This is a genomic window from Nitrospira sp. KM1, assembly GCF_011405515.1.
Classification (GTDB): Bacteria; Nitrospirota; Nitrospiria; order Nitrospirales; family Nitrospiraceae; genus Nitrospira_C.
This window is the reverse complement of the sequence record NZ_AP022671.1, coordinates 2,788,353-2,813,738: the sequence shown is the minus strand read 5'-3', so window position 1 is coordinate 2,813,738 and position 25,386 is coordinate 2,788,353. Positions and strand designations below refer to the sequence as shown.

22 protein-coding genes and 2 tRNA genes are annotated in these 25,386 nt (G+C 56.6%); 10 read left to right on the top strand and 14 right to left on the bottom strand.

What is annotated here, in order from left to right; all coding sequences use genetic code 11:
• Positions 1 to 30: 30 nt before the first annotated feature.
• Genes cysD through W02_RS13140 form a run of 5 tightly spaced genes read right to left on the bottom strand, consistent with a single transcriptional unit; the run spans position 31 to position 5,582 of the window.
• A complete protein-coding gene (gene cysD / locus W02_RS13160; RefSeq protein WP_173048424.1) occupies positions 31 to 828 on the bottom strand; it encodes a sulfate adenylyltransferase subunit CysD in 798 nt (265 codons plus the stop codon).
• A 27-nt stretch (positions 829 to 855) separates the two neighbouring features.
• Positions 856 to 1,920 carry an anthranilate phosphoribosyltransferase gene (trpD, locus tag W02_RS13155; protein WP_173048422.1) on the bottom strand — a complete coding sequence of 355 codons (1,065 nt, stop codon included), beginning with the start codon at positions 1,918 to 1,920 and terminating at the stop codon, positions 856 to 858.
• The gene (locus W02_RS13150) at positions 1,917 to 2,624 is read right to left on the bottom strand and encodes a phosphoadenylyl-sulfate reductase (RefSeq protein ID WP_173048420.1); all 708 of its coding nucleotides are present in this window, start codon (positions 2,622 to 2,624) and stop codon (positions 1,917 to 1,919) included. Before W02_RS13150 ends, trpD begins: the two co-directional genes overlap by 4 nt.
• Before the next feature lie 22 nt (positions 2,625 to 2,646).
• Positions 2,647 to 5,124, bottom strand: a complete 2,478-nt coding sequence (locus W02_RS13145) for a sulfurtransferase TusA family protein (protein WP_173048418.1) — start codon at positions 5,122 to 5,124, stop codon at positions 2,647 to 2,649.
• Between the two features lie 8 nt (positions 5,125 to 5,132).
• Entirely contained in the window at positions 5,133 to 5,582 is a 450-nt protein-coding gene (locus W02_RS13140) for an Rrf2 family transcriptional regulator (protein WP_255458501.1), read from the bottom strand.
• 361 nt (positions 5,583 to 5,943) lie between these two features.
• Between W02_RS13140 and W02_RS13135 the strand changes: the two genes are divergently transcribed.
• The 7 genes from W02_RS13135 to rplT all read left to right on the top strand — a co-directional run bounded on the left by W02_RS13135 (position 5,944) and on the right by rplT (position 10,345).
• Positions 5,944 to 6,525 carry a helix-turn-helix domain-containing protein gene (locus W02_RS13135; RefSeq protein WP_173048414.1) on the top strand — a complete coding sequence of 194 codons (582 nt, stop codon included), beginning with the start codon at positions 5,944 to 5,946 and terminating at the stop codon, positions 6,523 to 6,525.
• Positions 6,526 to 6,617: 92 nt separating this feature from the next.
• Entirely contained in the window at positions 6,618 to 6,890 is a 273-nt protein-coding gene (locus W02_RS13130) for an HU family DNA-binding protein (RefSeq protein WP_173048412.1), read from the top strand.
• Between the two features lie 136 nt (positions 6,891 to 7,026).
• A tRNA-Val gene (locus tag W02_RS13125) sits at positions 7,027 to 7,101 on the top strand.
• A gap of 137 nt (positions 7,102 to 7,238) precedes the next feature.
• Entirely contained in the window at positions 7,239 to 9,173 is a 1,935-nt protein-coding gene (gene thrS, locus W02_RS13120; RefSeq protein WP_197742014.1) for a threonine--tRNA ligase, read from the top strand.
• Positions 9,174 to 9,183: 10 nt separating this feature from the next.
• Complete coding sequence (gene infC, locus W02_RS13115) at positions 9,184 to 9,693, top strand: translation initiation factor IF-3 (protein WP_173051477.1); 510 nt, start codon at positions 9,184 to 9,186, stop codon at positions 9,691 to 9,693.
• A 39-nt stretch (positions 9,694 to 9,732) separates the two neighbouring features.
• Complete coding sequence (gene rpmI, locus W02_RS13110) at positions 9,733 to 9,927, top strand: 50S ribosomal protein L35 (RefSeq protein WP_173048410.1); 195 nt, start codon at positions 9,733 to 9,735, stop codon at positions 9,925 to 9,927.
• Positions 9,928 to 9,976: 49 nt separating this feature from the next.
• Positions 9,977 to 10,345 carry a 50S ribosomal protein L20 gene (gene rplT, locus W02_RS13105; protein WP_173048409.1) on the top strand — a complete coding sequence of 123 codons (369 nt, stop codon included), beginning with the start codon at positions 9,977 to 9,979 and terminating at the stop codon, positions 10,343 to 10,345.
• Between the two features lie 67 nt (positions 10,346 to 10,412).
• Here rplT and pheT read toward each other — a convergent pair whose 3' ends face one another.
• From pheT to fmt, 5 genes are read right to left on the bottom strand one after another with little or no spacing between them, the layout of a single operon-like run.
• Entirely contained in the window at positions 10,413 to 12,137 is a 1,725-nt protein-coding gene (gene pheT, locus W02_RS13100; protein WP_173048407.1) for a phenylalanine--tRNA ligase subunit beta, read from the bottom strand.
• A 19-nt stretch (positions 12,138 to 12,156) separates the two neighbouring features.
• Positions 12,157 to 13,725, bottom strand: coding sequence for a phenylalanine--tRNA ligase subunit alpha (locus W02_RS13095; protein WP_173048405.1), 1,569 nt, complete (start codon positions 13,723 to 13,725; stop codon positions 12,157 to 12,159).
• 7 nt (positions 13,726 to 13,732) lie between these two features.
• Positions 13,733 to 14,416, bottom strand: a complete 684-nt coding sequence (gene rpe, locus W02_RS13090) for a ribulose-phosphate 3-epimerase (protein ID WP_173048403.1) — start codon at positions 14,414 to 14,416, stop codon at positions 13,733 to 13,735.
• The gene (gene rsmB / locus W02_RS13085) at positions 14,413 to 15,843 is read right to left on the bottom strand and encodes a 16S rRNA (cytosine(967)-C(5))-methyltransferase RsmB (RefSeq protein ID WP_173048401.1); all 1,431 of its coding nucleotides are present in this window, start codon (positions 15,841 to 15,843) and stop codon (positions 14,413 to 14,415) included. Before rsmB ends, rpe begins: the two co-directional genes overlap by 4 nt.
• Positions 15,844 to 15,870: 27 nt before the next feature.
• Positions 15,871 to 16,815: a methionyl-tRNA formyltransferase gene (fmt, locus tag W02_RS13080; protein ID WP_173048399.1), complete on the bottom strand. Its 945-nt coding sequence runs from the start codon at positions 16,813 to 16,815 to the stop codon at positions 15,871 to 15,873.
• 89 nt (positions 16,816 to 16,904) lie between these two features.
• On the opposite strand from fmt, the gene W02_RS13075 reads away from it, so the two are divergent.
• From W02_RS13075 to W02_RS13065, 3 genes are all read left to right on the top strand, one after another.
• Positions 16,905 to 16,981, top strand: a tRNA-Met gene (locus W02_RS13075).
• Positions 16,982 to 17,388: 407 nt separating this feature from the next.
• Positions 17,389 to 17,634, top strand: coding sequence for a CV_2116 domain-containing protein (locus tag W02_RS13070; RefSeq protein WP_173048397.1), 246 nt, complete (start codon positions 17,389 to 17,391; stop codon positions 17,632 to 17,634).
• Between the two features lie 712 nt (positions 17,635 to 18,346).
• Entirely contained in the window at positions 18,347 to 19,624 is a 1,278-nt protein-coding gene (locus W02_RS13065) for an ABC transporter ATP-binding protein (protein ID WP_173048395.1), read from the top strand.
• A gap of 163 nt (positions 19,625 to 19,787) precedes the next feature.
• Here the strand turns inward: W02_RS13065 and W02_RS13060 are convergent, their stop codons facing one another.
• The 4 genes from W02_RS13060 to W02_RS13045 form a co-directional block, all read right to left on the bottom strand.
• The gene (locus W02_RS13060) at positions 19,788 to 20,813 is read right to left on the bottom strand and encodes an SGNH/GDSL hydrolase family protein (RefSeq protein WP_173048393.1); all 1,026 of its coding nucleotides are present in this window, start codon (positions 20,811 to 20,813) and stop codon (positions 19,788 to 19,790) included.
• Between the two features lie 466 nt (positions 20,814 to 21,279).
• The gene (locus W02_RS13055) at positions 21,280 to 22,881 is read right to left on the bottom strand and encodes a glycosyltransferase family 39 protein (protein ID WP_173048391.1); all 1,602 of its coding nucleotides are present in this window, start codon (positions 22,879 to 22,881) and stop codon (positions 21,280 to 21,282) included.
• Positions 22,878 to 24,440: a lipopolysaccharide biosynthesis protein gene (locus tag W02_RS13050; protein WP_173048389.1), complete on the bottom strand. Its 1,563-nt coding sequence runs from the start codon at positions 24,438 to 24,440 to the stop codon at positions 22,878 to 22,880. The genes W02_RS13055 and W02_RS13050 overlap by 4 nt, the downstream gene beginning before the upstream one ends.
• Positions 24,441 to 24,457: 17 nt before the next feature.
• A complete protein-coding gene (locus W02_RS13045; protein WP_197742013.1) occupies positions 24,458 to 25,381 on the bottom strand; it encodes a glycosyltransferase family 2 protein in 924 nt (307 codons plus the stop codon).
• Positions 25,382 to 25,386 lie beyond the last annotated feature (5 nt).

Sequence of the window (25,386 nt, the reverse complement as noted above, 5' to 3'; positions counted from 1 at the left end):
GGCAGCGGACCGCAGCTTCCGGGTATCGGCTTACATGTATCCGTCTTTTCTGAGCAACTCCATCCCGCGCCCTTCGTCCTGCGCACGCCCAGAGCGCTCAGCCACCGTGGTATGCCGCAGCTCTTCGATAATGTCATCGACATTCTTAGCCTTGGATTGTATCGGCATGGTACAGGGGGCACAGCCGAGGCTTCGATAGCGGGTGCCGTCGCCTTTATCGAGATACAGATCGATAAAAGGGATATTTTCCAGCTTGATGTATTCCCAAATATTGATCTCCGTCCAATCAAGGAGCGGATGGATTCTGATGTGCGTACCAGGAGGAAACGTCGTTTTGAATTGGTCCCACAATTCGGGCGGCTGGTCGCGGAAGTCCCAATCCCCGTGCTTGTCCCGCGGAGAGAAATACCGCTCTTTGGCGCGCGTCCCCTCTTCATCGGCACGGACTCCTAGAATGACACCGGTATAGCCTTTTTGCTCCAACAGTTGTTTCAGTCCGTTGGTCTTCAATGCCGTGCAGCAGGTGACACGACCCAGTGTGTGATTCATCCCGGCAGCCAAGGCTTCCTTGTTCTGTCCCACGACGAGGTTGAGATGCCATTCGCGGGCGAGCCGATCACGATACTCGATCATGGCCGGAATCTTATAACTGGTATCCACATGGAGCAGAGGGAATGGAACGTGGCCGAAGAAGGCCTTGCGTGCGAGCCACAGCAGCACGGTCGAATCCTTGCCCATCGACCAAAGCATCGCAAGATTATCGAAATGCTTGTAGGCTTCCCGAAGAATGTAGACGCTTTGATCTTCCAACTGCCGCAGATGTTTCACGACCTGTTCCTTCTCTTCCGTTTCCCCTCATGCGATGTGAGACACCGAACCGGCCCCGACGGGGGACCGACTCAACTCTTCGAATTTCCTCGCCGCCGTCCCATTCTCGATCACCCGGCGGGCCAGCGGAATACAGGCAGCGAGCGATGCTTCTTTGTTCGCCGCATAGAGAAGCAAGGCTGCGTTCAGGATGACCCAGTTTTGGGGTCCGCCTTGAATCTTGTTGGTGAGAAGGCCTTTGATCAACTCCGCTTCCCTGCCGCGCTGATCGACGGAAAATCCGGCCATCTCGCGGGACGTCCCCAATGGCAGGCCGACATCTTTCGGGGCCAGCGTCAATGGCGTAATGCGTTCATCGCGCAATTCCAATACTTTCGTCGCCATGGCGATCGACAATTCAGGATCGCCTTCGACTCCCCTCACGACAAGTGCTCGAGGAGTTCCCAACATTCTCAACACCTCGGCCGTCTTTTCAAAATGCGGAGGATGCGTGAGACCCACGACCTGTGACGAGGCGCGCGCAGGATTCAAGAGCCGTGCGATCGGATGAAAGACATTCCGAACACCCAATTCTTTTCGCAACTCGAGGAATCGATAGAGAGGAGGATGATAGAGGCCGATGTCCAAGTAACCAAACCCTTGCCGCGTCACCGTGTCGGCAACGACATGTGGCTCACTATCAACCGGAATACCGAGTGCCTTCAAAACGGCGGCCGTGCCGGGCCGACCAGGTATGCCGTCATACCCATGCATCAGCACGAGCGCACCGGCTGAGGCGGCGACGATACACGAGGCGACGATCGCATGAAAGGTGTCCTGCTTCCCCGCATACGACGGCACATCCACGACACCGCTGTCCCGGGGAATCGGAAGAGGAACGACATAGGACCTGGCCGTGGCGACGAACGATGCCAATTCGGTGACCGATTCCATTTTGATGCGCATGGCCGTCAAGAACGCACCGGCCTGCGCAGGAGTGGCTTCTCCCTCGATCAGCGCCTTCATGGCGCGCTTGCCTTCATCCCAGGTGAGGTCTTTTGCGGCCCGCTGCCCTTTGGCGATTTTGGCGATGAGGAGGGGGAACGACATCATGAGGCCTTGTGAAGTCCACATTCCGTTTTGGTGTTATTTTTCCAGCGTCCGGCCCTCTGGTCTTCACCGGGCATCACCGGAGCCGTGCAGTGCGAACACCCGATACTCGGATAATGGCGATCATGCAGCTCGTTGTACGGAACTTCATGGACCGTGATGTACGTCCACACGTCCGTCCACGTCCAGCGAGCCAATGGATTGACTTTGACCAAACGAAACTTCTCATCCCATTCGATGACTCGCGCACCGGCTCTTGTAGGCGACTGATCCCTCCGGATGCCCGTGATCCACGCATCAAAATTCTTAAGAGTGCGCGTCAGCGGTTCCACCTTTCGAAGCTGGCAACACTGATCGGGATCGCGGCTCCACAAGGCATCTCCGAATTGTTCGGCTTGCTGCTGCGGCGTGAGGAAAGACGTCACCCGATGGACCTGTGCCGGCTCGAGCCCATAACGTTCGATAATACGATCGCGTGTCCGATAGGTTTCAGGGAACAGGAACTCTGTGTCGAGATAGAAGAGCGGCACGGCTGAATTGATGCGGTGAATCATATCAACAAGCACCACGTCCTCCGCACCGAAGCTGCACGCCAGCACGATTTTCGGGTGATATCGTTCGATCGCCGACGCCAAAATGTCTTGCGGCTGGCGGAGATCGAACGAGTCTCCCCACTTCCGTATATCCTCGATTGGCAAGGCCGTCATCGACTCCCCTTCCACGAGCCCGTTATTCAACTTTTTCGACCAGCACACGAAAGTGTTCGGCTTGCGGCTCGAGCGCTTCTTGCAACAGCACTTTATGTCCGTCATTCTTGAGGCTCATGGGCACATTCTTGATGGGCTCTCCGGCGTCAAGCCACACCTCCAGGCGGTCGCCGCTGTCCATCATTTCGAGCTTGAGCTTCGTCTTGACATAATTGAGCGGGCAGGCCACCCCGCGCAGGTCATAGACTGGAGCACCTGTTGGGACGGAAGCAGCCGGTTTGATTTCCGCGGCCTGCTGAGGAACGGGCTTGATGTCATGGGCTGAGCCCAATTTGAGGTCCTTCCCCATACTATCGGTCGCCATTCGGCACGCGTCGACAAACCCTTTGGCGAAGGTCATCTTCTCCAATGCCGAGGCCGCAGTGGTGTCCTTCGGTCCCAGGTCGCCCACCTGCCGGCTCAATTGCCGATAGGTAGCGGGCACCACGCCTTTGTCTGCGATCCGCACATCAAATTCCTGAAAGGTTTCCGCATCGCTCGACGGCTCAAGACCTTCGGTGACCAAAAGTGCTTTGGCTGCGGCCAGGACGGCGCGATACGACTTGTTCACCGATACGGAATATTGATGATTGTCGGCCAACAACTTCGCCTGATACAGCTCCTGGTCGGCCTCCAGGATGCCGTTCTCGATCATTTCGAGCGCGCCGCCGGCGCACTCTCCCGGCCCCAGATCTTCCAGAACGAATTCCTCTTCCCCCTCCCAGTCGTAGTAGAAGCCGGGATCGTCGGCAAAAGTCGGAACGATCGTGTAGGGAATCAATTCATCCTTCAACGCATTCTTGCCGACCCGATCGATGAACGCCGGAAGGCCTTCGCCGGGTTTTCGATCGCGCCGGTACACCTCGATGAGGTGGGTGATGGCCGCCGACACCGCCTTGGCTGGAAGCTTGACCACCAGCTGACCGATCTTGGCTGTCCCGTTCACCTTTCCACCGAGATGCAGCTCGTAAAACGGCGCAGTATGTTCGCCTATGCGCTTCCCCACCCCGTGCAACCCGATGGTGGCAATGTGATGCTGGGCGCACGAATTGTGACACCCGCTGATCTTGACGCTGACGTCCCGCAAATCGGCAGGGACTCTACCGGCCGGAAATACTTCTGCCAACGCTCGGGCGAGGCCCTTGGACGACGTGATCCCGAGGCCGCACGTATCCGTCCCGGGACAGGCGATAATGTCTTCGACCAGCTCGGCCCCAGGATCCGATAGGCCCTGTGAAGCGAGCTCCTCGTATAACGGTCCGACACTCGATTCGGGTATCCATCGGATAATCATGTTTTGATTGATGGTCGTGCGAATGTTTCCGTTGGAATACCGATCGGCGAGGGCAGCTACCAGCAACATTTGACTCGACGTCAGGTCACCCATGAAGAGCTTGATGACGGCCGATACATAGCCCGCCTGTTTTTGTTGGACCACATTGGTGCGGCTCCACATCTCAAACGGCGTCTCGTGATGCGCCCCGTTCACATGGCCGTTCCCTTCTGCCGGCTTTGTCTTTCCTGCGGGAGAGGTCGGCATGATCAGTGGAATGGGCTCGTCTCGGTGCTGCAGCAGTTTCAATGGTTCAGACGTGGGACGGGCACATCCCATTGCCGTATAAGCCTGTTCCCATCGCCGCTTGAATTCGGCAAACCCGAGCTTTTCAATGACGAATTTCATCCGCGCCTTATTGCGGTTTTTGCGGTTGCCCAGGGTGTCGAACACCTTGATGACCGCTTCGATGCTGGGAATCAACTCTTCCATCGGGGTGAATTCCCTCAGAACCTGCGCGATCCGAGGAGCGGAACCGAGACCGCCGCCCGCGACCATGCGAAAGCCGATCGTGCCGTCTTCTCGCCTGGCGGCGAGCAACCCGATATCATGGATAGGGGTCAGGGCGCAGTCCGTTTTGCACCCGGAAAATGCGATCTTGAATTTCCGTGGAAGGCTCTGATTGAGCGGATTCCGTAACAGATGATAGGCGACGGTTTTCGCATAGGGCGTTATGTCAAAAACCTCGCCGGGGCAGACACCGGCGAGATGGCATCCGGTGACATTACGAACAGTATTGGCGCAGGCTTCCCTGGTGGTGAGTCCGACTTCGGCCAGGCCGCGCATCATGGTCGGCACATCCTTTAATTCCACGAAATGAAGCTGGATGTCCTGGCGAGTCGTGACATGCCCTACGCCCGTGGCATAACGATCGGCGAGTTCGGCCACCCGTCGCAATTGATTGGCCGTGATCCCTCCGAACGGAATCTTGATGCGAACCATTTGCACGCCAGGCTGCCGTTGACCATAGATGCCGTATTGCAATCGGAACGGTTTGAAGAGATCGCTGACGATTTCACCTGACAGGAGCCGGCGAGACTCGGTTTCGAATGTCTGGATTTCCTCGAGAATCTCGGGAGGAATCGCTTGAGTTTGAACGGTGTTATCGACAGTCGTCGTGTGACTCATACGTGACCTCAGATGTGATACATGAGAGAGCGTTGTTGTTCGAGTTGGCGTTGCTGCGAGGCTAACTCCTCTACCGTAATGCCCTGAAGCACGTCGCGCTGAGCGGCATTGACGCGATCCCAGACCTTGGCAAGCAACTGTTCCGTTCTAGAGAGGCCCCTCGATGGGCTGTGGCCGTTCATACCGGCAGCGGGCAAGGAGGGTCCCTCGAGAGCTTCAAGAATTTCCGCGACCGTCAGAAGCGAGGGCTTCTTCGACAAGATGTATCCGCCCTGAGCTCCGCGCAAGCTGGAAACAAGTCCTGCCTTTTTCATGGCGTGCAGAACCTGCTCGAGAAATCTGGCGGGAATACCTTGTCGCCTCGCGATAGACTTCGTCTGTATTGGTGAAGCGCCTGACTGCATAGCTAGATCGACTGCTGCCATGATTCCGTAAGAAGATCGAAGAGATACCTTCATACTTCAGTATTCCGGTCGGAATTAAAGCGAATGATATTATAACCAGGCCTACACTTATGATGTCAAGTCTCAGATGTGATGTAATCGACCCTGCCGAAAATCAGTGAGTGATGGCCCTTGTTCGCAATATTTTGAGAACGCAGTTGTCCAGGCACATCAAAATTTTATTATTCGCACTCCACGTCACGCAGTAAAATGACGTCATTGCCTACGTGGCCATCTTCTGCGCAGTCATCAGAAGCGGACTGTGCGATGACATTCAATCAATGCCACTAGGTACGATCGTCAGGGCCAAATTCTTCGTTGACATCAAATCGGCCCTGGGCAATAATCCGCCCCTCTTCTTCGGGTGACAACCTTCATGACACTCTCTTCTTCGTTCAGTATTCTGTTGCTGAGCGGCGACGCAGACATCCAGCATCAGTTCAAGCATGCATTCAAGGACGCCTACTTGACTGTGGCAAAAGATGCGGGTGCGCTTCCGCGCGAGGCCGCAAAGCGCAGCTACGATGCCGTCATTATCGAATCTAAGCCTGGTATCCATGGTCAAACTCCCGGCCTTCCCCCTTCTATCGACGTCTCACAGACCTTGGTGGTGACAGGCCCGAGGTCCGTTCTGAAACGCGCGTCAAAATTCATGCAGGGCATGGGACGGGATAAAGGCACGGCGTTGAACGGCAGCGCCCCTTCCTCTCTGGAGGAATATTTGGAATCAAAAATGGGAGACTTCGTCAAAGGGATGCGGAATGGATCCGGCCGTAATCTACATCCAATCCTGATTTCGGCCATTGAACGGCCTTTGATCACTCGCGCCTTGCAGGAAACAAAGGGCAATCAAATCCAGGCCGCCGAGTTGCTCGGACTCAACCGGAACACTCTTCGCAAGAAAATTCATGATCTGCATATCCCTGTGAAGCGGGGCCGTGCGGTTGGCGAGGCCTGATAATTTACCGAACACATTCAAACCGGCGCAGGAATCGGAAGTTGGCGGGTGCATCAACCCACACATTATAAATAAAAGGAGGAGGAAAGATAATGACGAAAGAAGAACTGATCGCGAAGATGGCTGCCTCCGCCGGAATTACGAAGGTGGCTGCAGGGAATGCGCTCCAGGCTTTTACAGGAGCGGTGACCTCGTCGCTCAAGAAGGGACAGCGTGTCTCTCTGGTCAACTTCGGCACGTTTACGATCTCCAAGAGAAAGGCCCGGATGGGTCGGAATCCTCGGACAGGCGAAGCGCTCAAGATTCCGGCTGCCAAGGTTCCAAAATTCTCGGCCGGGAAAGTGCTGAAGTCGGCGGTTCGATAAGACCATACGACCGGACTTCGTTGCTGTTAGCAAGAGAGGAGGCGGCACCTTCGCCCGCATTGGCGAAGGTGCTCCTTCTCTTTTGTGTTTCTTGACACCTTGTGCGGGCCTATATTAGCATGCCCGTTCGGACGATAGGCGCGTAGCTCAGGGGGAGAGCGCTACCTTGACACGGTAGAGGTCGACGGTTCAAGACCGTCCGCGCCTACCATCTAGCCGAGGCACCTGATCGCTGCGGGCGGTGGGGGTGCCTTTCGTATTTTTGCATCCACCCTGGATACCTAGTTTTTAGTTTCTGATACACCAAGCCACGTTCCATCAGCGCAATAGACCGGAAAGTAAAAATTCGTGCCTAAAGTGACTTTTAAAAACGGGGCGGTCCTTGATGTTCCCAGCGGCCAGACGGTCGCGCAGGCCCTCGCACTGGCTGGCGTCCCAGTCGGTTCGGATCTTCTGGCCGCGAATGTCAACGGTCAACCGACTGATCTGTCCGCCGTCCTGACCGCCGATTCCGTTATAGACCCGCTACATTTTAACAGTGTCGAGGGCCGTGAAGTCTATCGTCACAGCAGCACCCACCTCATGGCTCAGGCAGTCAAGGAACTGTTTCCAAACGCCCAATTGACCATCGGTCCCGCGCTTGAAGATAGCTTCTATTACGACTTCGCGTTCGATCGTCCGTTCACACCTGAAGATTTGGAAAAGATCGAAGCCCGGGCCTTGGAGATCGCCAAGCGCAAGCTTCCGATCTCCAGACGTGAATTTTCCAAACAAGAAGCGATCGACTTCTTTCAATCCCGGGGCGAACACTACAAAGTCGAACTCATCAAAGGCTTCCCTGATCATGAACCCATCTCAGCCTACACCCAGGGAGATTTCGTCGACCTCTGCCGCGGTCCGCACCTTCCCTCGACAGGCCATATCGGGGCTTTCAAGCTTCTGACGACGGCCGGTGCCTATTGGCGTGGCGACGAGCGCAATCCAATGCTGCAACGGATCTATGGCACGTCGTTTCCTACCAAGACCGAGCTCGATGCGCATATGGCCCGGCTGGAGGAGATCAAACGGCGCGATCACCGCAAGGTCGGCAAGGAGCTGGACCTGATTTCCGTTCAAGACGAAATCGGACCGGGCTTGGTCCTATGGCATCCCAAGGGCGCTGCGATCCGGTTGCTTATTGAGAATTTTTGGCGTGAACAGCACCTCAAGGATGGATACGAACTGGTGTATTCGCCCCATGTGGCGCGCCTGGATCTGTGGAAAACCAGCGGTCACGTGGACTACTACCGCGAAAACATGTTCGCGTCCATGAAGCTTGAGGGCAGCGAGTATCAGTTGAAGCCGATGAATTGCCCTTATCACATCATGATCTATAAATCACACCTCCGCAGTTATCGCGACCTGCCCATCCGCTACGGTGAGTTGGGAACCGTCTACCGATACGAACGGACGGGTGTGCTTCACGGACTGCTTCGTGTCCGAGGCTTCACGCAGGACGACGCCCATCTGTTTTGCCGGCCTGATCAAATTGAAACCGAAGTCAGTCGCGTACTGGATTTCACGTTCTTTATTCTGCGGACCTTCGGGTTCAACGAGTTCGAAGTGTTCCTGTCTACGAGACCCAAGGAATCGGTCGGCGCCGACGAGCATTGGACTTTGGCTACCAGCGCGCTTGAAGCGGCGCTCAAGGGACGAGAGATCGCTTTTCATCTGGACCCGGGGGGCGGGGCCTTTTACGGCCCGAAAATCGACATCAAGATCAAGGACGCCCTGGGACGATCGTGGCAGTGCTCGACCATTCAGATCGACTTCAACAATCCTGAGCGGTTTGAACTTCGGTACATCGGCGAAGACGGAAAGCCTCACCAGCCGATCATGATCCATCGGGCGCTTATGGGTTCGATCGAGCGATTTTTCGGCATCTTGATCGAGCATTACGGGGGTGCGTTTCCCGTCTGGCTCGCACCGGTCCAGGCCATTGTCATGTCGATCACGGATCAGCAACGTGAGTTCGTCGGTACGGTCGTCGCCGAGATGAAGGCCGCCGGCTTGCGAGTCGAAGCCGACCTCCGCAACGAGAAGATCGGTCTGAAGATTCGAGAGGCGGAAAAGGCGAAGATTCCATTTATGTTCGTCGTCGGCGACCGCGAAGTTCAGAGCCGGAGCCTTTCCGTCCGCGGGCGCAGCGGCGCCAATCTCGGAACCATGACGATTGCCGGAGCCCTCGACTTGTTGAGAGCTGAAGCGAATCGATCCACACAGCAACATTCACCCACATCATGAGAGGTGGCCTATCGTCCCCAAACTACGCGTGAACCGCGAAATCCGTGTTCGTGAAGTCCGAGTCATCGGGGCAGAAGGTGAACAGCTTGGAATTCTTCCTACACCGGAGGCGTTCAGGCAGGCGCAGGAGAATGGGTACGACCTGGTCGAGGTTGCACCCACATCGGTTCCACCCGTGTGTCGCATCATGGACTACGGAAAATACAAGTATGAGCTGAGCAAGAAGGACCATCAAAGCCGACGGCACCAGAAATCCACGCAGGTCAAGGAGATCAAGCTCCGACCGCGTACCGACAAGCACGATTTGGAAATCAAAGTCCGTCAGATCAAAGGGTTTTTGGAAGAAGGGAATAAGACGAAGGTCACGCTCACCTATCGCGGCCGTGAAATGGCCAATCAGGAGATGGGGCGCACCGTCATGAATGCCGTCATTCAGGAGCTCTCGGAAACGGGTACCATCGAATACGCCCCCCGCATGGAAGGCCGCAGCCTCATCATGATCGTCGCCCCCAAAAATTAATCCGTGCCGACCTGACCGTTAACCAAAGGAATGTAGACCATGAAAATGAAGTCCCACAGCGGAGCGAGCAAGCGGTTTCATAAAACGGGAACCGGAAAGTTTTTACGCAAGAAGGCCGGCAAACGGCATATCCTCACGAGCAAGAACCGGGAGCGTAAACGGCGCTTGAGCGGCTCGGTCGTGGTCGATAGCACGAAAACCGCCGCCTTGGGCCGGTTGTTACCGTACGCCTAAGCGGTCAATGCATTTCACTGGGGACAGTCCTTAACAAGGAGTACGAGTCATGCCACGCGCAAAAGGCGGACCTAAAACACGGGCCAGACGTAAGAAGAGGCTGAAGCTGGCTAAGGGACAGTACGGAGCAAAAAGCCGTCTGTTCCGATCAGCCACGGAGTCGGTCGACAAGGGTCAACAGTACGCGTACACGGGACGGAAGAATCGTAAGCGGGAATTCCGGCAATTGTGGATTGCACGGATCAGCGCGGCGACCAGAGCACACGGACTGACTTACGGCCGGTTCATCAACGCGTTGAAAAAGGCCAATGTCCTGCTCGACAGGAAAGTGTTGTCCGACATGGCGATCAAGGATGCTCCGGGATTCGAACAACTTGTCGGCTTAGCCAAGCAGCACCTGACTCCCGCCTCCGCGTAGTTCGCACGGAACACTGCTGCACGATTCGGGATCCACGATGACGGAGCGACGGTTCGACCGCTCTCCGTCATCGCCCTGCGGCTGAAAGCAGCCGGGATAGATTGATCTCGAACGCCACGACGGGCACCCCGATCTGCCAACGTTCCAACACCTCGGGATGTAATTCTCCTATCAGACCAACGGGCATCTCCTCCAAGAGAATTCTTCCCGCCCGTCCATCGAGAAACGACGGGTGCGCCAACGGCTGGAGCGTATACGGCCGATCAAGATGATAGAGCAGGGTATCCAAACAGGAGTGAATCTCGGAGAAATGCGCCGCAGCATGCGCCATGACCGCCCCCAGCACTGTTGCCGTGACTGACCCCACCTCATGTGAATCGTCCGGTATCGCCACCTCCCCGCTTTCGAACATGCGATGCGGATAGAAGGCTCTGTTGGAGGCCGCCTCAACTCTGAGAAGAGATGGGATCATCCATTGGCGCAAGCAGGAGAAGCTGATGGACATCGTATTATCGACCTCCACCATTCGTCCCCATTCCGTCCCTGCGAGTCGCATAGAATCCCGATAGGCATTGGGCGATCCCAAAATATTAGAAATGATTTCCTGAAAGCCCATCCCAACCATCAGCTCACGGGATCGATCGGACAGCTGTTCGATCTGCGAGAGGCCACCAACGGTGAACTGGGACGGCATGACGGGGAGAAAGTCGGCATACCCTCGGCTGATCGCCACGTCCTCCACGACGTCCATGGCGTGGAGCAAATCCTGGCGGAACGGCGGCAACTTCGCCTTTACTTTTCCATTTCGGACCTGCACATCGTAGCCGTATACTTCCAGCGCCTTCTTGACGGCAGGACCACCGAGCGGTTGCCCGAGCGATTGCTCGATTGTTTTCACCGGAAGCACCAGAGGACGCCCGAGATCTTGCGGCGTCAGTACGGATTTCCCCACGGCCGTTTTAGAGGGATACCGAATCTCGACCGGCTCGATCGCGGCTCCTCGATCCGACAGGTTGGCCGCAAGGATATTGAGCGTGAGCATGACCATCGGCAAATCCATCCCCGTGACTTCCACGAACAGTTCTTCGTCGCCGACCTGAATTTCCCCGATCTCGCGGCTGTTGATGATCGGCGGAAACGACAATGCCTGCTCGTTGGCATCGTGAAGGAGCGGGACGCGGTCATGTCCTTGCAGGATGTGCCCGTGCTCGATTCCCTTGGGATGCACCATCAGAATTTCTGACAGCGTCATGACGGTTTCCATGCCCAGCGGAGTAAACCGGGCCTGATCCGGATTGACCAAGGTATAGGTCACAGGAAAGCGAATGTTCGCGAGCCGATACAGCCCGATCGACAGAGTCTTTCGTTTCCGGCCGAAGATATCGGCGAGTTTTTCCTGAGTCTGAATGAGCTGAGCCAGCCCCTCGGCAGTAACACGATAGCCCTTGGCGGTGCACGCGGCGATAAACGGCCTGACAGTTCGCAGGCCCGCCGCCACGTGTATCTTCCGTGAAACGGAAGTCCTTCGCTTCAGGAACGGATACGGACCGGGACGGCCCTTCTGCTTGGTCCGGATCTGCCTGGCGATGCCTTCGCAGCACCACAAGTCCGGCCGGTTGCTGTCCTGGAGCTCAATGCGGAGTTCACCGGTCTCCGCATTGTGTCCCTTTAACTCCCCTTTCACGAGCATCAGCCACTCTTCGATCTGATCCAAGGCCATGGTCTTCCGTGAGTGGCTGTAGCCGAAGATCAGCGATTCAAAATCGTGCTTAAAGATGGAAATAGTGGGCATGCCGGTAGTCCGATCTACATTACAGCGGGACCTTGGTGGTTCTGATCAATTCCAGATTGTCGGTGAAAAGCTCGCGAATGTCGTGAATTCCCAGTGCCACCATGGCCATACGATCGAGCCCCAGCCCCCACGCTATGACGGGAACTCCAACGCCGAGCGGCAACGTGACTTCGGGCCTAAAGAGCCCGGCTCCGCCCAACTCCATCCAGCCGAGTCGGGGATGGCGCACGTGCAGTTCCACGGACGGCTCGGTAAATGGAAAATACGCGGGAAGGAATTTGACTTCCCTTGCCTGCGCGACCTCGCGAGCGAAGAGATTCAACAGGCCGAGCAGGGTTCGAAAATTAATGTCCGCTCCGAGCACGATGCCCTCCACCTGGAAAAAGTCCGTCGCGTGCGTCGCGTCGACCTGGTCATAACGGAAACAGCGCGCGATCGAGAAGTATTTCCCCGGCGTCGCTGGAGTAGCCGCCAACGTCCTCGCAGAAACGGCCGTCCCTTGGCTTCTCAAGACCAACCGCTTCGCCCGCTCGGCATCAAACGGATAACCCCATCCGGTCGACCCCGTCGTGGTTCCCCCGTTCTGATGCGTCTGGCCGACGCGAGTCAGAAACGGCTCGGCAATGTGCCCGGCATGTGTCGGCTCTTTGACGAAGTACACGTCATGAATGTCACGGGCGGGATGAAACTGCGGCATGAACAAGGCGTCCATGTTCCAGAATTCGGTCTCGACCAGCGAGCCGCGCATTTCGAGGAAGCCCATGCTGACCAGCTTGGTCTTGACCGAATCGAGAAACTCTCGGTATGGATGCTTTTTCCCGGTTCCGATCCTTGGAGGCCGAAGACTGATGGTGTATTTTCTGAAGCGCTTGTTGCGCCAGCCTCCGTCCTTGAGGAGTTCAGGGCTGAGTTGGGAGACTTCCTCGGCAACGCCTTGTGCAACCAGGTGTTCCGACGCGGTGACGCCTTCGGCCGAAAGCTTGAATACCCGGGCCACGCGTTCGTCGATCCGAAACGGCTCTTTCGCATTACCTCGCTTGACTGCATAGTCTTCAATGACGTGGCGCTCCGGCTCCGGAAAACTTTGCAGCTCTCGCGGACTGTGGCGCAGTTCTTGGAACAGGCTTCGAAGCCGCTCAGCAGTGGGGCTTGGCCGTCCCGTCGATTCGATGCAACCACCCTGCACGATCAGCAGCGCGCCTTCTTTCTTGAGCCGGCCAACGGCTTTGCTGACGAGGGAAGAATCGAGCCCGTCCTGAGATTGAAGAGCCTGTATCGTCACGCGATGGCCGGTTTCGGCTCCTTGACGGGCGGCCGCGAGCACCCGTTCGAGCGGGGAGGAGGCATCAAGGTACTGTTGTCCGATTGGAGTGATTGAGACGACCGGAGTGATCGTCTCTTTGTCGATGACGAGAAGCGACTTCGCCAGCAGCCATTCGACGGCCATGCTCAGTTGCGATGGTTCCAGCCCCGTCACCTCGGCCAGCTGTTCCGAGTCGAGCGTCGCCGCGACAACCCGCTGGCCGAACGCGGTCAGCACGCGGATTTCGAGAGGATGCAGGCTGTCGATGAGTAATGAAATATCCACCCAAAGCCTATCGCTGCGCAGAGGCGGCCGGATGCGCCGCGCCGCGCAACGCAGCAATCGTGGCGCCGTAGTCACGGCTCGTAAAGACAGCGGAACCGGCCACGAGGACTTCTGCACCGGCGGCCAGGATCTGAGCGGCATTGTTGACTTTAATTCCTCCGTCCACTTCCAAGAGCGCCGAGCTCTGGATCTCGTCGAGCATTCGCCGGACAGCCGCTATTTTCTGCAGAGACGACTCGATGAACTGTTGGCCGCCGAAGCCTGGATTGACCGACATGATGAGGACGAGATCGACGTAGGGAAGAATTTCCTCGATTGTGTGCAGAGAGGTGGCAGGATTGAGCGTCACCCCTGCCTTCACGCCATGTTCTTTGATGGCTTGGATCGTCCGGTGCAAATGAGGGCAGGCCTCCACGTGCACCGTCATGTAGTCCGCACCGGCCGAAGCGAACTCTGCAATGAACGCATCGGCATTGGTAATCATGAGATGCACGTCCAACGGGAGCTTGGTGACTTTTCTCAACGATTCGACGATTGGAGGGCCCACGGTCAGGTTGGGAACAAAATGGCCGTCCATGACGTCGACGTGCAGCAAGTCGGCCCCGCCCCGTTCGACCGCGCCAACCTCTTCTGCCAGCCGCGCAAAATCAGCGGACAAGATCGAAGGAGCGATGTGGACGGATCGGGTCATGCGAGTCGCTTTCTGAGCCGTGCGGCGAAAAACACATCCATGGAATACAGATTCCCTTCAGTCGAATACGCACCCCCGGGTGTCAGGAAATGATCCCGAGCGATGGCGGGAAGCCACGGCGCCGCGGACTCACGCCGGAACCCCCCGTGGGTAGAGAGAAATTTCTCGATCACGATTTCGTTTTCGTCCGGCTCGGTCGAACACGTACTATAGACCAGCGTCCCGCCGGGTCGCAAGCTGACGGCCGCTGAGCGCAGTATTTCCAGCTGCAGAAGTTGATGCCGCTCGAAGCTCGAATCCTGCTTGCGCCACTTCGATTCCGGATGTCGCCGCAAGACACCTAGCCCGCTGCATGGCGCATCAACGAGAATGCGGTCGAAGGTCGCCGGAAGACGCGCGTCGCCTCTGTCGTCTTCGGTCACCGACCACTCGCACTGCCGCCTGGCATCACCGACGACCGGCATCACGCTGTTGATCCCCAGCCGGCGGCAATTGGCTTTTAGCAAATCGACCCTCGCCTTGTGTCGATCGACTGCGTAAATCAATCCGTTGTCGCTCATGATTTCCGCGAGATGGGTCGCCTTTCCTCCCGGCGCCGCGCAGGCGTCGAGAACCGCCTCGCCGGGACGGGGATCGAGCACAAGAGGAATCATCTGCGCCCCTTCATCCTCGACATAAAACATCCCTTCCTCGAATCCCGGGAGCGATCGGATTGCGCCGCAGTCTTTCAGGACAATCCCCCACGGACTGACGATTGTTGAAATGGCGTTCACGCCGGCTTCAATCAACCGGCCGAGAAATTCATCCCGGGTCGTCCTCAGACGATTCACACGGATCGTGACCGGAGGAATCGTCCCGGCCTGCTCACAGGAGGCCTCGGCGGCCCTGATCCCCAACCGATCGATCCATCGGCGGCTCAGCCATTCGGGCACCGAATACCGGACGGCCAAGGCCGCAGTCGGATCATCATCCACCGATGGCCATGGAGGTACCGGCTCACGAATCAATGAACGCAGCACGGCATTGACGAACCCGCTCCAATCTCGTCCCAAAGTTTTTGTGGCAGCCTTGGCCAGACGTACAGACTCGTTCACGGCCGCCGAGGGGGGAATGCGATCCAAAAATAGCAACTGATACGTTGCCATTCTCAGCAGCATTTGGACCATCACAGGAAGCCGGCGCATCGGTTTGTCGAGCACCGGTGTAAGCCGCCAGTCGATCGTTCCCTGCCGCCTCAGGACTCCATAGGTAAGTTCCATCATCAACGCGCGATCTCTTTTATCCAATGAAGAATGGTCGAGGGCGCGGTCGAGCAGAAGGTCGACGCCCTCACCGGATTCTACCGATTGGATCAATACGGCAAGTGCGACCGACCGTGCAGATTGAAGCCGGCCTGATAAGAATACCGATCCGGAACCTTTGGACATGAGTGACCGTGAGGTCGAGAACAGGACCTATGCCGCGGTCTCTGTTCCCAAACGTGCACCGACTTGAAGTGGATGTCCGGCAAGATACTGTCCAACTGTCATCCGTCGCCCATTCGCGCTCTGGAGCTCCGTCATGATCAGGGTGCCTCCGCCGGTCGCGATGTGAACTTCATCCTTTTTGACCGCGGTGATCGTTCCGGGAGCATCGGACGTGATGGTGGCTGCGAGATGTACACGCCATACCATTAAACGCTCTCCTCCCAGAAACGTATATGCGCCGGGCCAGGGCGTCAGACCGCGGACTCGATTGGCAATGTCCTTGGCGCTCAGGCTCCAATCGATTACTCCATCTTCTTTTTTGAGTAGAGGCGCCATCGTCGCCTTGCTGTGGTCCTGTTGAATAGGAGTCAACGTTCCGGCTTTCAAGCGATGGATCGTTTCAACCAATAATCGACCGCCCAATGCAGCCAGTTTTGGGGATAAGCTACCCGCCGTATCGCTCGGATCGATAATCAGTGACTCCTGAAGCAGCATGGCTCCGGTATCCATACCTTCATCCATCAGCATCGTGGTGATGCCGGTTTCCGTTTCGCCGTTGATGATCGCCCATTGAATGGGACCGGCTCCGCGATACTTCGGCAACAGAGAGCCGTGCACATTGATACATCCTTTGGACGGAAGCATCAGGATCGACTGCGGCAAGATGCGCCCGAAGGCGGCAACCGCAATCACATCCGGCTTCCAGGCAGCTAGACTTTTCTGAAAATCCGGATCTTTCATCTTGCTCGGTTGCAGGAGAGGAATGCGCTCACGTTCCGCCAGTTGCTTGACCGGTGAAAATACGAGTGACTGACCGCGCCCTTTGGGGCGGTCCGGTTGTGTAACGATTCCCACTACCTCGTCATCCGACTTCAAAAGAGCGTCAAGCGAGGGCACGGCAAAATCCGGTGTTCCCATAAATACGATACGCATGCGCTGGCTTTAACATCGGCGAGGAAACGAATGCAACAGTCATAGCCGGTTTGCTTGACTTGCCGTTCCACGCTTTGTTAGATTCCGCCCGCGGGGTGGAGCAGCCTGGTAGCTCGTTGGGCTCATAACCCAAAGGTCAGAGGTTCAAATCCTCTCCCCGCAACCAACCAAATCAACTCGCTACCGCTCTCCTCTTTCAACCAATCACCGCATAAGACTGAAATTGTCCGTGTTCTGTCCTGGTCGATTACGCAACAGCGAAAAATTCCGCGCTCACGTACCGAGGATCCGGACTGGATAGGCATTGAATTTTGAAAAGCCAGAATCTTGTCCAGATAGCGGCGGCGGATATCGATGGCCACGACAGGAAGTGAAGATCCGTACTTGTCCAATCTAGCTAGCGTTTCAGGCCATTTACACAAACCAGCCATGCCACCTGGATACTAGACCCTCCGCTGACGCCGTCACATCGTCTCGCTCGATATGTGCCGCCATCCGACCCTATGCACTTGGCGTATTACTCTGGCCATCTTGCTCTTGTGTATCTCGCGAAAAGCGGGCATCACTCGCCTCATGAGTAAAGAGGCGTCTTACAAGAACTACAGAATCAAATCCCAACCCATTCATGTTCTGGATTCCCAGCAATGGTTATCCGACATTACGATCTTTTGGGAAACCGGATCTGCCTTAGCCGTGCGGCACTTCACGCCGGAAGGGGTCTATCAAACCGAAACCGATGCCGATGTGCATGGGATCGCGTATGCGGAGCGAGTCATTGATGGAAAGGTAGTAGGGCAATCGCTCTCTGATTCTCGGTGATGCAGGCTTCTCAATCAGAAGACTTCGGAGTCGTTGTGGTTCGGGAATATGGCTCCAGCGAACATGGGTAGAAAAAGGGCAACTGCCATTCTCGGCCCTATCAAAGGGAGTGCCGCCCTGCTGGGGATGAACTTCTTAGTGGTTTTGTGGTAAAGGAAAGGATGAATCGGTTCCCCCCACATGAAGGAATCACATCCTTCTCGACGTGATCTTTCGTAAACCAATAAGATGATCAAAAACGGTTGTCTACATTCAAGTCGGGCAGAATGACTTTCCTCGTCTGTAAAACTTGCCCTCCAAGAACTAGCCTCTCGTCAAGGTGTCGATTCGTATGAGGATCCATACATTTCCTAAGGCACGCGCTCAAGTTGTAGCATTCTCAAAGGTCGAGTTGACTGACTCGCCAGTCCACTAGGTCTGACCGGCGACTGCAACGAAATATATTTGTGAAACCTGCTGTTGAGCCCACAAATACTCTGGCTAGTTGGTGTTTTATAGCATTTATCTGATCATGGGCCTATCAGGAGCCGCGTCTACTGTCTAGCTGGCTATGTGGGAAATCACCTGGCGTAAGCTGTGCACAGCCCATTATACTCGGCTTTAAAGATACGGAGTCTTGTATCGATGTTCTTCTTGGAGAGCTGACTGCGTAGCTCAGACTGAACATGTCAGTGCTGTAGAACCACTAAAATAGAGGGTCGAGGTAGCAGTTATGATTGCAATTAAGGCCGAACAGCTGAAGAAGAAATACACCATTTCGTTAGGAAAGCGACAGAACAACGGGGCGCATGAACACCTGTCAGAGCGAGTATCCGATTTTTTCAGGAACTGCCTCACGGCTTCATCTCGTCGCATGGCACAACAGGAATTGTGGTCTCTTCAAGACGTATCTTTTGAGATTAAAGTCGGAGAAGCGGTGGGCATTATCGGAAGGAATGGAGCTGGGAAATCAACTCTTCTGAAAATCCTATCTCGAATAACGGAGCCCACGAGCGGGCGAGCCTACATACACGGTCGAGTAGGGGTCTTACTCGAGATCGGCACAGGCTTTCACGGTGAGTTGACCGGGCGGGATAACATCTATTTAAGCGGAATCATCCTCGGGATGAAAAAATATGAGATCAAGCGGCGGTTCGATGAAATCGTCGCGTTTTCCGGAATCGAGCAATTTATCGATACGCCCGTTAAACGTTATTCGAGCGGCATGTACGTCCGCCTCGCCTTCGCCGTCGCAGCGCATTTGGAGACTCAAGTATTGATTCTCGACGAGATTTTCGCCGTCGGTGACGGTGAGTTCCAGAAAAAATGCACCGCCAAAATGGAAGAGATGGGCAGCCAAGGAAGAACTGTTTTGCTCGTATCGCATAATTTGCCCTTGGTAACCCGGTTGTGCCAAAGGGCAATTTTGATGGACCAAGGGCGAATTCTCGCTGATGGCCAGGCGGGAGAGGTCGTGAGCCAGTATCTCAGTCTGCACGCCGGGGCCTCAGGCTTGCGTGAATGGACGGATCGTAGGATAGCTCCGGGAAACGATGCCGTTCGCCTACGGGCAGTACGAATCCGCGATGAGCAGATGGTGGTCAAGAATGTCCTGGATACCACGGAGTCGTTCGCCGTGGAGTTGGAATATGAGGTGCTTCGCCCGGGGCTGGTATTGGCACCTCACTTTGCCCTCGTGAACGACAAGAGCGATCTGGTCTTTACCGCCTATGAACCGGACCAAACCGTGCGCCGCCGAGAGGTCGGCAACTACGTCAGCCGAGGCATCGTACCGGGCAACCTGCTCACTGAAGGCACCTATTTTGTGAATGCCCATTGTAGAACGCTGCGCAGCCGAGAAGTCGACATACAAGAGTACGAAGCCCTCGTACTGCAGATTGTCGAAGGTGACACCGAACATTCCGCCCGCGGCCACATCGGTGGTCCCATCCCAGGTGTGATTCGGCCACGGTTACAGTGGACGGTGAATTTCGATAAGTTCGAGCAATAACCTGCCCGCATTTCTGCCGTGAAAAGTGACCCTCCCTTCAGAATCACAGAGGGAGTCTCACCGAGATCTACAGTGTTCTTACGAAGACCTTCCCTCACAACGGTCAACGACCAAGAGGAATGCACGGACACGTCGGAAGTTTTTCACCTGAGCAAGACGGGAACTACTGCCTACCGTCTTCATGATGGTCTCGAGCGCTGAATGCGCTGCGCTGTAACACCGTTGCGAGTTCTTGGCCGATTCGACGGTGCACTGCAGCCGACGGATGTGGGTCAAATGGGCTCGCCCTGTACTGCTCCCTCGTAAAATCCTTCACCAAGAACGACAGATCGACATAGCCGATACTGTCGCGGGTCAGTTGGTCCGGCACAGGTCCCCACGAATTGTCCAGGAGCGGAAGAAGTACGATCATGTATGAGAGCCTGCCTTGTTCTGCCGTTTCCTTGAAGTGCTTGATGTAGTGATACGATTCGGGGATCTCTCCTCGTGACATCACCTGCATGATATCGACAGGCTTAATGAACAACGGGACGGCAAAGGCTCTCAGAACATAGAGAAGATGAGCATTCCGTATAACCTGGCTTGCCGTCGAACTCAGACCACTGACAAAGGACATCCTATGACTGATGAGATAGCCTGCCTCATCAATCAAAGGCGTTCGAGCCAAGTTGAAATCCGAGGGAACGATGGCCATCATGACCAGATCCGGCTCGATGTCCAACATTCGGTATTGCAGTGTCGCCGCCATCTCTTTGACGCTATACGCCGATGCACCATAGTTGAACACTTTCACCTTGAGAGCCTGTGGAGGCTCGTTCAGTTCGTCTTCCAATACTTGTGCGAACGTATCCGCGGTGTTTCGCACACCTTCGCCGAATGTGCAGGAATCTCCGACGATCGCGATACGATATTCGTTCGGCTGTTTGGGACCATACAATAACCCTGCGGTCTTCGTCCGCAGTCCGAGACTATCGGTGTTAATGATGGCAAGTCCGCGCGCCCTGGCTTGTGCCAGATTGGGCTTATGGACATACGGAATGGTTCCGTGGCGGTCAAACGCCGTATAAATGGGATCGTAGATATGTGGCTGAGAAAACCCCCAACTTCTGACCGCGACCTCGAGCGCAATGAGGGAGGTGAGTAGAACACCCGCGACGACAAAGAGCCTCTTGAGAGGCTGGTTGATCATGAAAGATCTCTCAGCCTCTACGCCTGGCGCAAGCGACAGTTTCTGACGCCATTGCACTCATACTCATATGCCGAAAAAACCGGTCGGGATCCGTTTTCGGTGGGTTACGTTTTTCACGTATGTCATACGTGGGAGGAAGAAAGTCACCGGACGCCCCCCTTTCTTTCGATCGGAATCTCCCGATTCATCGAGCTGGGAATAGACCGGAACACCACCTGCCGGCTTCTGGTGGCAGAGCGGTGAAGGGTCAGCCGGACTCATGAGCGAGCGAGTCCGATGACATTCGGACAGTGAGTGGAGGTGAGTGAGAGCTGACATGATCGGCCCCTTGTACGTGGCGGACGATCTTCTATTCCTGCTTGAGACTATCTGAAAACATTCCTGGAGTCTCCGACGAGAACGCCGCGGGATGATGGCACGCATGTCCAGGCTCGTGCAAGAGGACGAAGGATGGAAAAGTTATGACTTAGGGGCTGGCAGCCGCCCCCTCGATCTCATACACAATGGTCCGGCTCGGCCCATGCTGGTAAATCACCCGATAGCCTTTCGGGAGCTGATTCGGTTGACTCAAGGAGTGCAGTCCCGGCCAGTAATCTTCTTCGTGCTCGCTGTACACGAGGAACCGAATATGTTCGCCCGCCACGGTTGCAAGATATTGGTCTAGAGAATCAGCAACCATTGCCGACGTCACCTCCAAGCCAGTCAAATGGGCCAGGTGTGGCTCAATGGCCATGATCCGGTCGCCTGCAACTGCGCGGGATTTGATCATCGAGGCCGCTTCGAGGAGATGTTTCGGTTCAAGCCGCAGAAACTGGCTCGTACTCACATAGGTACTATAGGTCGCGGCAAGCGCCACGAGGCCGAACACCCACCACCCAACGGCCCATTCTCTTCCGGCAACGCGTCCCGAAATTGGCATCCGCTCAAAATAAAATATCGGCAGCACCACCAGCGCAAAGAGGAGTGGAAACAGAAAGAAATAGAAACGGACGGCAAATCCGGCCAGCCCATGGAGCAGGTATCCGGCCATGCACAGGATCAAAAACGCCGCCCGCTTTTTCGTCATCCGCTGGAAATATAACAACAGCCCTGCGCCGGCAAACAGAGCGGCCGGGAACTCTATCACCCGCCATGTCAAGTGAGCGGCCTTGGTATAGAGCACGTCCTTGAAAAACCTCTTCGCGATCCGCAAGGGATCATGGACCATGACATCCCATGGAGAGGTGAAGCGCTGTCCCATTTCAGCAATCGTCCGGCCGAACCCATCCCCTTGCGGATGATAAAAGTGCGCAGCGACCTGCTGATAGAGATCGCTCGAAAACGGATTCCCATTTCGATGCCAATTCACCAACAGCCATGGCGCCATGACGATCAGGGCTGCTCCTGAGAACACCCCGATCCTACCCAGTCTCTTCTTCCAAGAATCGGTTTCCTTGCCGAGAATCAGCAGCGCCACGGGAGCCCCGACGAGTACGAAGAGAGCGTTGTAGCGGAGAAGGTACGCGACGCCCGCCGCGATGCCGGCCATCGCGCAGACGGCCCGTGTGGTTTCGTGTCGCAACAGCATCCACATCGATACCAGCAGGGCAAGGTTGACGACCATGTCGGCCGATGCGACAACCGCATACGGCAGGAGCGCGAGCAGTGTCAGGACGATGGCCGCAAGCGCCGGCCGCCTTCCCCACAAGATCGTCAGCAGACGATAACTCACGAGGCCGATCAGACCTACCGAAACACCCGTCAGGATCTTGCCCGCGGTAAACATGTCGTGCGTGAAGTGGGACGATAGGGCGAGCAGATACGCATAGCCAGGCGGATAGTGGTGGTTCGTATAGGGTTGTCCGGCAACGATCCGGGCGGCCTGTATGACATCTCGCTCGAAAAAGTCGGTCTCTACTCCCCAATTTCCCACTTCTCGGAAGGACCCCAGCCATAGTGCTAAAACAGCAATGAAAAGACAAAATGCCATTGCGAGCAGATCGTATCGGCGATCCTGTGCCGGCCGTAGGACGGCTTGCTCCAATGAAGCCTGATGCTGCCTATTCCCTTCGGACGATCCGACGTTCATGGCGTAGCGGCCTTTCCGCGCACAGTTCTCGCTGACCCGGAGTCCTCGTGCTTGATTGGGTCTGCCTCGGAGACTCCCTCTGTCTCGTTGGTCGAGGGCATCGCGGTTCTCTTGCGCATGACCAGGGAGCGGGCTAGGGCAATTTCCTCCCCTGTAAATTCCTGAAACGCCCAATAGCAGGCAATGACCAAGCCGGTCAGTACACACAGCTTGACGAAGACGAGTAAGCCGGGAGTCGGCCACGTCAGCGCCACAGTCAGCACGATCAGGCTCACAACGAGCGTGCGGACCACTGTGCCAAGCGGCGGCGTCACACCCCAGAGCCGGCCGAGGGTGACCAATCCGATCACCATTCCGATGAACTCCACGGAGGTGGTGACGAGTGAGGCGCCGAACGGACCATATCGCGGGATCACCACGACGTGTCCTAGCAGCGCGAGGGGAACGAGGAGTCCGGTCAGCACGAACGTCATTCGCGGGTGTCCATCCGCAATCAGCACGGTAAGCACGACCGACAGCGGCAACGTTGCTGCAGTTCCGAAGATGAGTGAGGAGAGAAACCGCCCAGTCCCTTGGAATGACTCCCCGAACAGACAGACCGCGATCTCATCGGCCGATCCTGCAACCATTGCGGCAAGGGGGAATAACGGCAGGACACCCCGCATGGCCTGCCGCGTCATTGTCTTGGCGAGATTGGAATCTCCGCTCGAAAGCGCCCGGCTCACACTCGACAGCAACAGCGGCGCCGCCGACATGCTCAGGAGCGCCGGAAGCAATGCAAGATTCTGCGCCGCACCATAGAGTCCGGCCTCTTCTGCCGTGGCACCCAAGGCCTTGACGGCGAATAGATCGATGCGGCCTACCGCCGCAAGGCACATCGCGGATAGAAACAGCGGCCATGAGTAATCCCACAGCGCCCATGACGTTAATCCAATGCGCGAGAACAGCGCCGGGCGCAGAGACCGGCGATACAGACGCAGTTCAAGCAACGTTGAGCCGATGATGGCCAGGATGACGCCGAACACGGACAAGCCTCCTGCGACCAGAATGATCACAAACACCAGCCTCGCGATCCATCGACCGGCACTCGCAACGGCGCACTCCCGGTAGGCGCCCGTTCCGGCGAGAACATGGCGATGGGCCTGGGCAAGCGCGAATATCGGGATATTCATTGCCATGAGTGCGAGATAGGCCACCAGCGACGGCTCATTGAGCAGCCGGGCGAACGGCAGAGCCAGCATCCACATCGCCGCCATGGCCCAGACCCCCATGCGGAACTGAAGCTGGATGGCGACCGTACCAATGGGCCGCCAGTCCGTGCTTTCTCCAACATGCTTGATGGTGGCCCTGGAAAAAAACGAGTTGATACTCCACTCCACCAACCCAATCAGCGTGACCGCCAACGTCAGCAATCCATATCCGTCCGGTCCAAGGCTGCGCGTGAGAAAGGCGGCGGTCACCAGCCCAGTCACCGGGAACAGCGCCTCCGCGAGCATGACCCGGACAGTGCCGTCGAGCAAATGGTGCCCCGGCTGGGAATGTACCCGAGCGGTTGTCATCGCGGTCGTGCCATCCTTCACCTGGGCGTTTCTCGCCGGCAGCCCTGCCAAAGGAATCCGGCGACATTCGCCACTTGCCACAAGAGGAACAACGCGGCAAGGGAAGCCGTCCGTCTGTCACGCGTGCGCACGAACGGATATCCCAGCACGTTCCGATAGAAGGAGAACTCGGGGCGAAAGGCCCCGGCCCCGCGCATGGCGCGAGCGCGATGAAAACGATACGCGCCTCGCCCATAGCCGAAATGCTGACGCCAGAATCCGGCCAAGGTCAGCTCGTGACAGTGATGGACCACCGCATCGGAAGCATAGACGAGCTGATGCTCTCCGCGCACCCACCGATCACAGAAATCCCGATCTTCCGACGTTCGAAAGGACGGATCGAACCCTCTCATGGCCCGGAACAGATCAGCCGGCAGAGCCAGGTTGTTCGAAGCGAAAAACTGGAACTGGCTGTGCGTCGAGAGAAAATACGCCCTCGCCGCCTCCACGATCACATGGCTTGCAGTCGCATAGATATTGTCAGGCAATGCGTTGGTGGTGCAGCCACCGATCATCGCCCGAGGCGCGTGCTCGAACGCGCGGGCGAAACCTTTCAGCCAGGCCGGAGCCGGCACGCAGTCGTCATCGGTGAAGGCCAGGTACTCGCCTTGGGCCTTGGCGGCTCCCGTGTTCCTGGCCGCCGCCGGACCCGCGTTGGGTTGGCGCAGCCACGTCACGCGACCATCGGACCGACCGAAATCCGTTGCGTCAAGCTGCGGGTGGCTTCCGTCGTCAACCACGATCACCTCGAAACGTGCCGCCGGGTACTCCAGCCCGGTCAACGCTCCGAGACAGGCCCGAAGTTGTCGCGGTCGATTCCACGTGGGAACGATGATCGAAAAGAACGGCACGGGCGTAGTTGAGCGCTCGGCGTTCGAAGCAGGGACATGATCGTCGCTCACGCCTC

Coding starts and splice junctions, on each gene's coding strand:
- trpD (WP_173048422.1), bottom strand. CDS start 1,920: ATGATGTCGTTCCCCCTCCTCATCGCCAAAATCGCCAAAGGGCAGCGG.
- W02_RS13150 (WP_173048420.1), bottom strand. CDS start 2,624: ATGACGGCCTTGCCAATCGAGGATATACGGAAGTGGGGAGACTCGTTC.
- W02_RS13145 (WP_173048418.1), bottom strand. CDS start 5,124: ATGAGTCACACGACGACTGTCGATAACACCGTTCAAACTCAAGCGATT.
- W02_RS13140 (WP_255458501.1), bottom strand. CDS start 5,582: ATGAAGGTATCTCTTCGATCTTCTTACGGAATCATGGCAGCAGTCGAT.
- W02_RS13135 (WP_173048414.1), top strand. CDS start 5,944: ATGACACTCTCTTCTTCGTTCAGTATTCTGTTGCTGAGCGGCGACGCA.
- W02_RS13130 (WP_173048412.1), top strand. CDS start 6,618: ATGACGAAAGAAGAACTGATCGCGAAGATGGCTGCCTCCGCCGGAATT.
- rpmI (WP_173048410.1), top strand. CDS start 9,733: ATGAAAATGAAGTCCCACAGCGGAGCGAGCAAGCGGTTTCATAAAACG.
- rplT (WP_173048409.1), top strand. CDS start 9,977: ATGCCACGCGCAAAAGGCGGACCTAAAACACGGGCCAGACGTAAGAAG.
- pheT (WP_173048407.1), bottom strand. CDS start 12,137: ATGCCCACTATTTCCATCTTTAAGCACGATTTTGAATCGCTGATCTTC.
- rpe (WP_173048403.1), bottom strand. CDS start 14,416: ATGACCCGATCCGTCCACATCGCTCCTTCGATCTTGTCCGCTGATTTT.
- rsmB (WP_173048401.1), bottom strand. CDS start 15,843: ATGTCCAAAGGTTCCGGATCGGTATTCTTATCAGGCCGGCTTCAATCT.
- fmt (WP_173048399.1), bottom strand. CDS start 16,815: ATGCGTATCGTATTTATGGGAACACCGGATTTTGCCGTGCCCTCGCTT.
- W02_RS13070 (WP_173048397.1), top strand. CDS start 17,389: ATGAGTAAAGAGGCGTCTTACAAGAACTACAGAATCAAATCCCAACCC.
- W02_RS13065 (WP_173048395.1), top strand. CDS start 18,347: ATGATTGCAATTAAGGCCGAACAGCTGAAGAAGAAATACACCATTTCG.
- W02_RS13060 (WP_173048393.1), bottom strand. CDS start 20,813: ATGATCAACCAGCCTCTCAAGAGGCTCTTTGTCGTCGCGGGTGTTCTA.
- W02_RS13055 (WP_173048391.1), bottom strand. CDS start 22,881: ATGAACGTCGGATCGTCCGAAGGGAATAGGCAGCATCAGGCTTCATTG.
- W02_RS13050 (WP_173048389.1), bottom strand. CDS start 24,440: ATGACAACCGCTCGGGTACATTCCCAGCCGGGGCACCATTTGCTCGAC.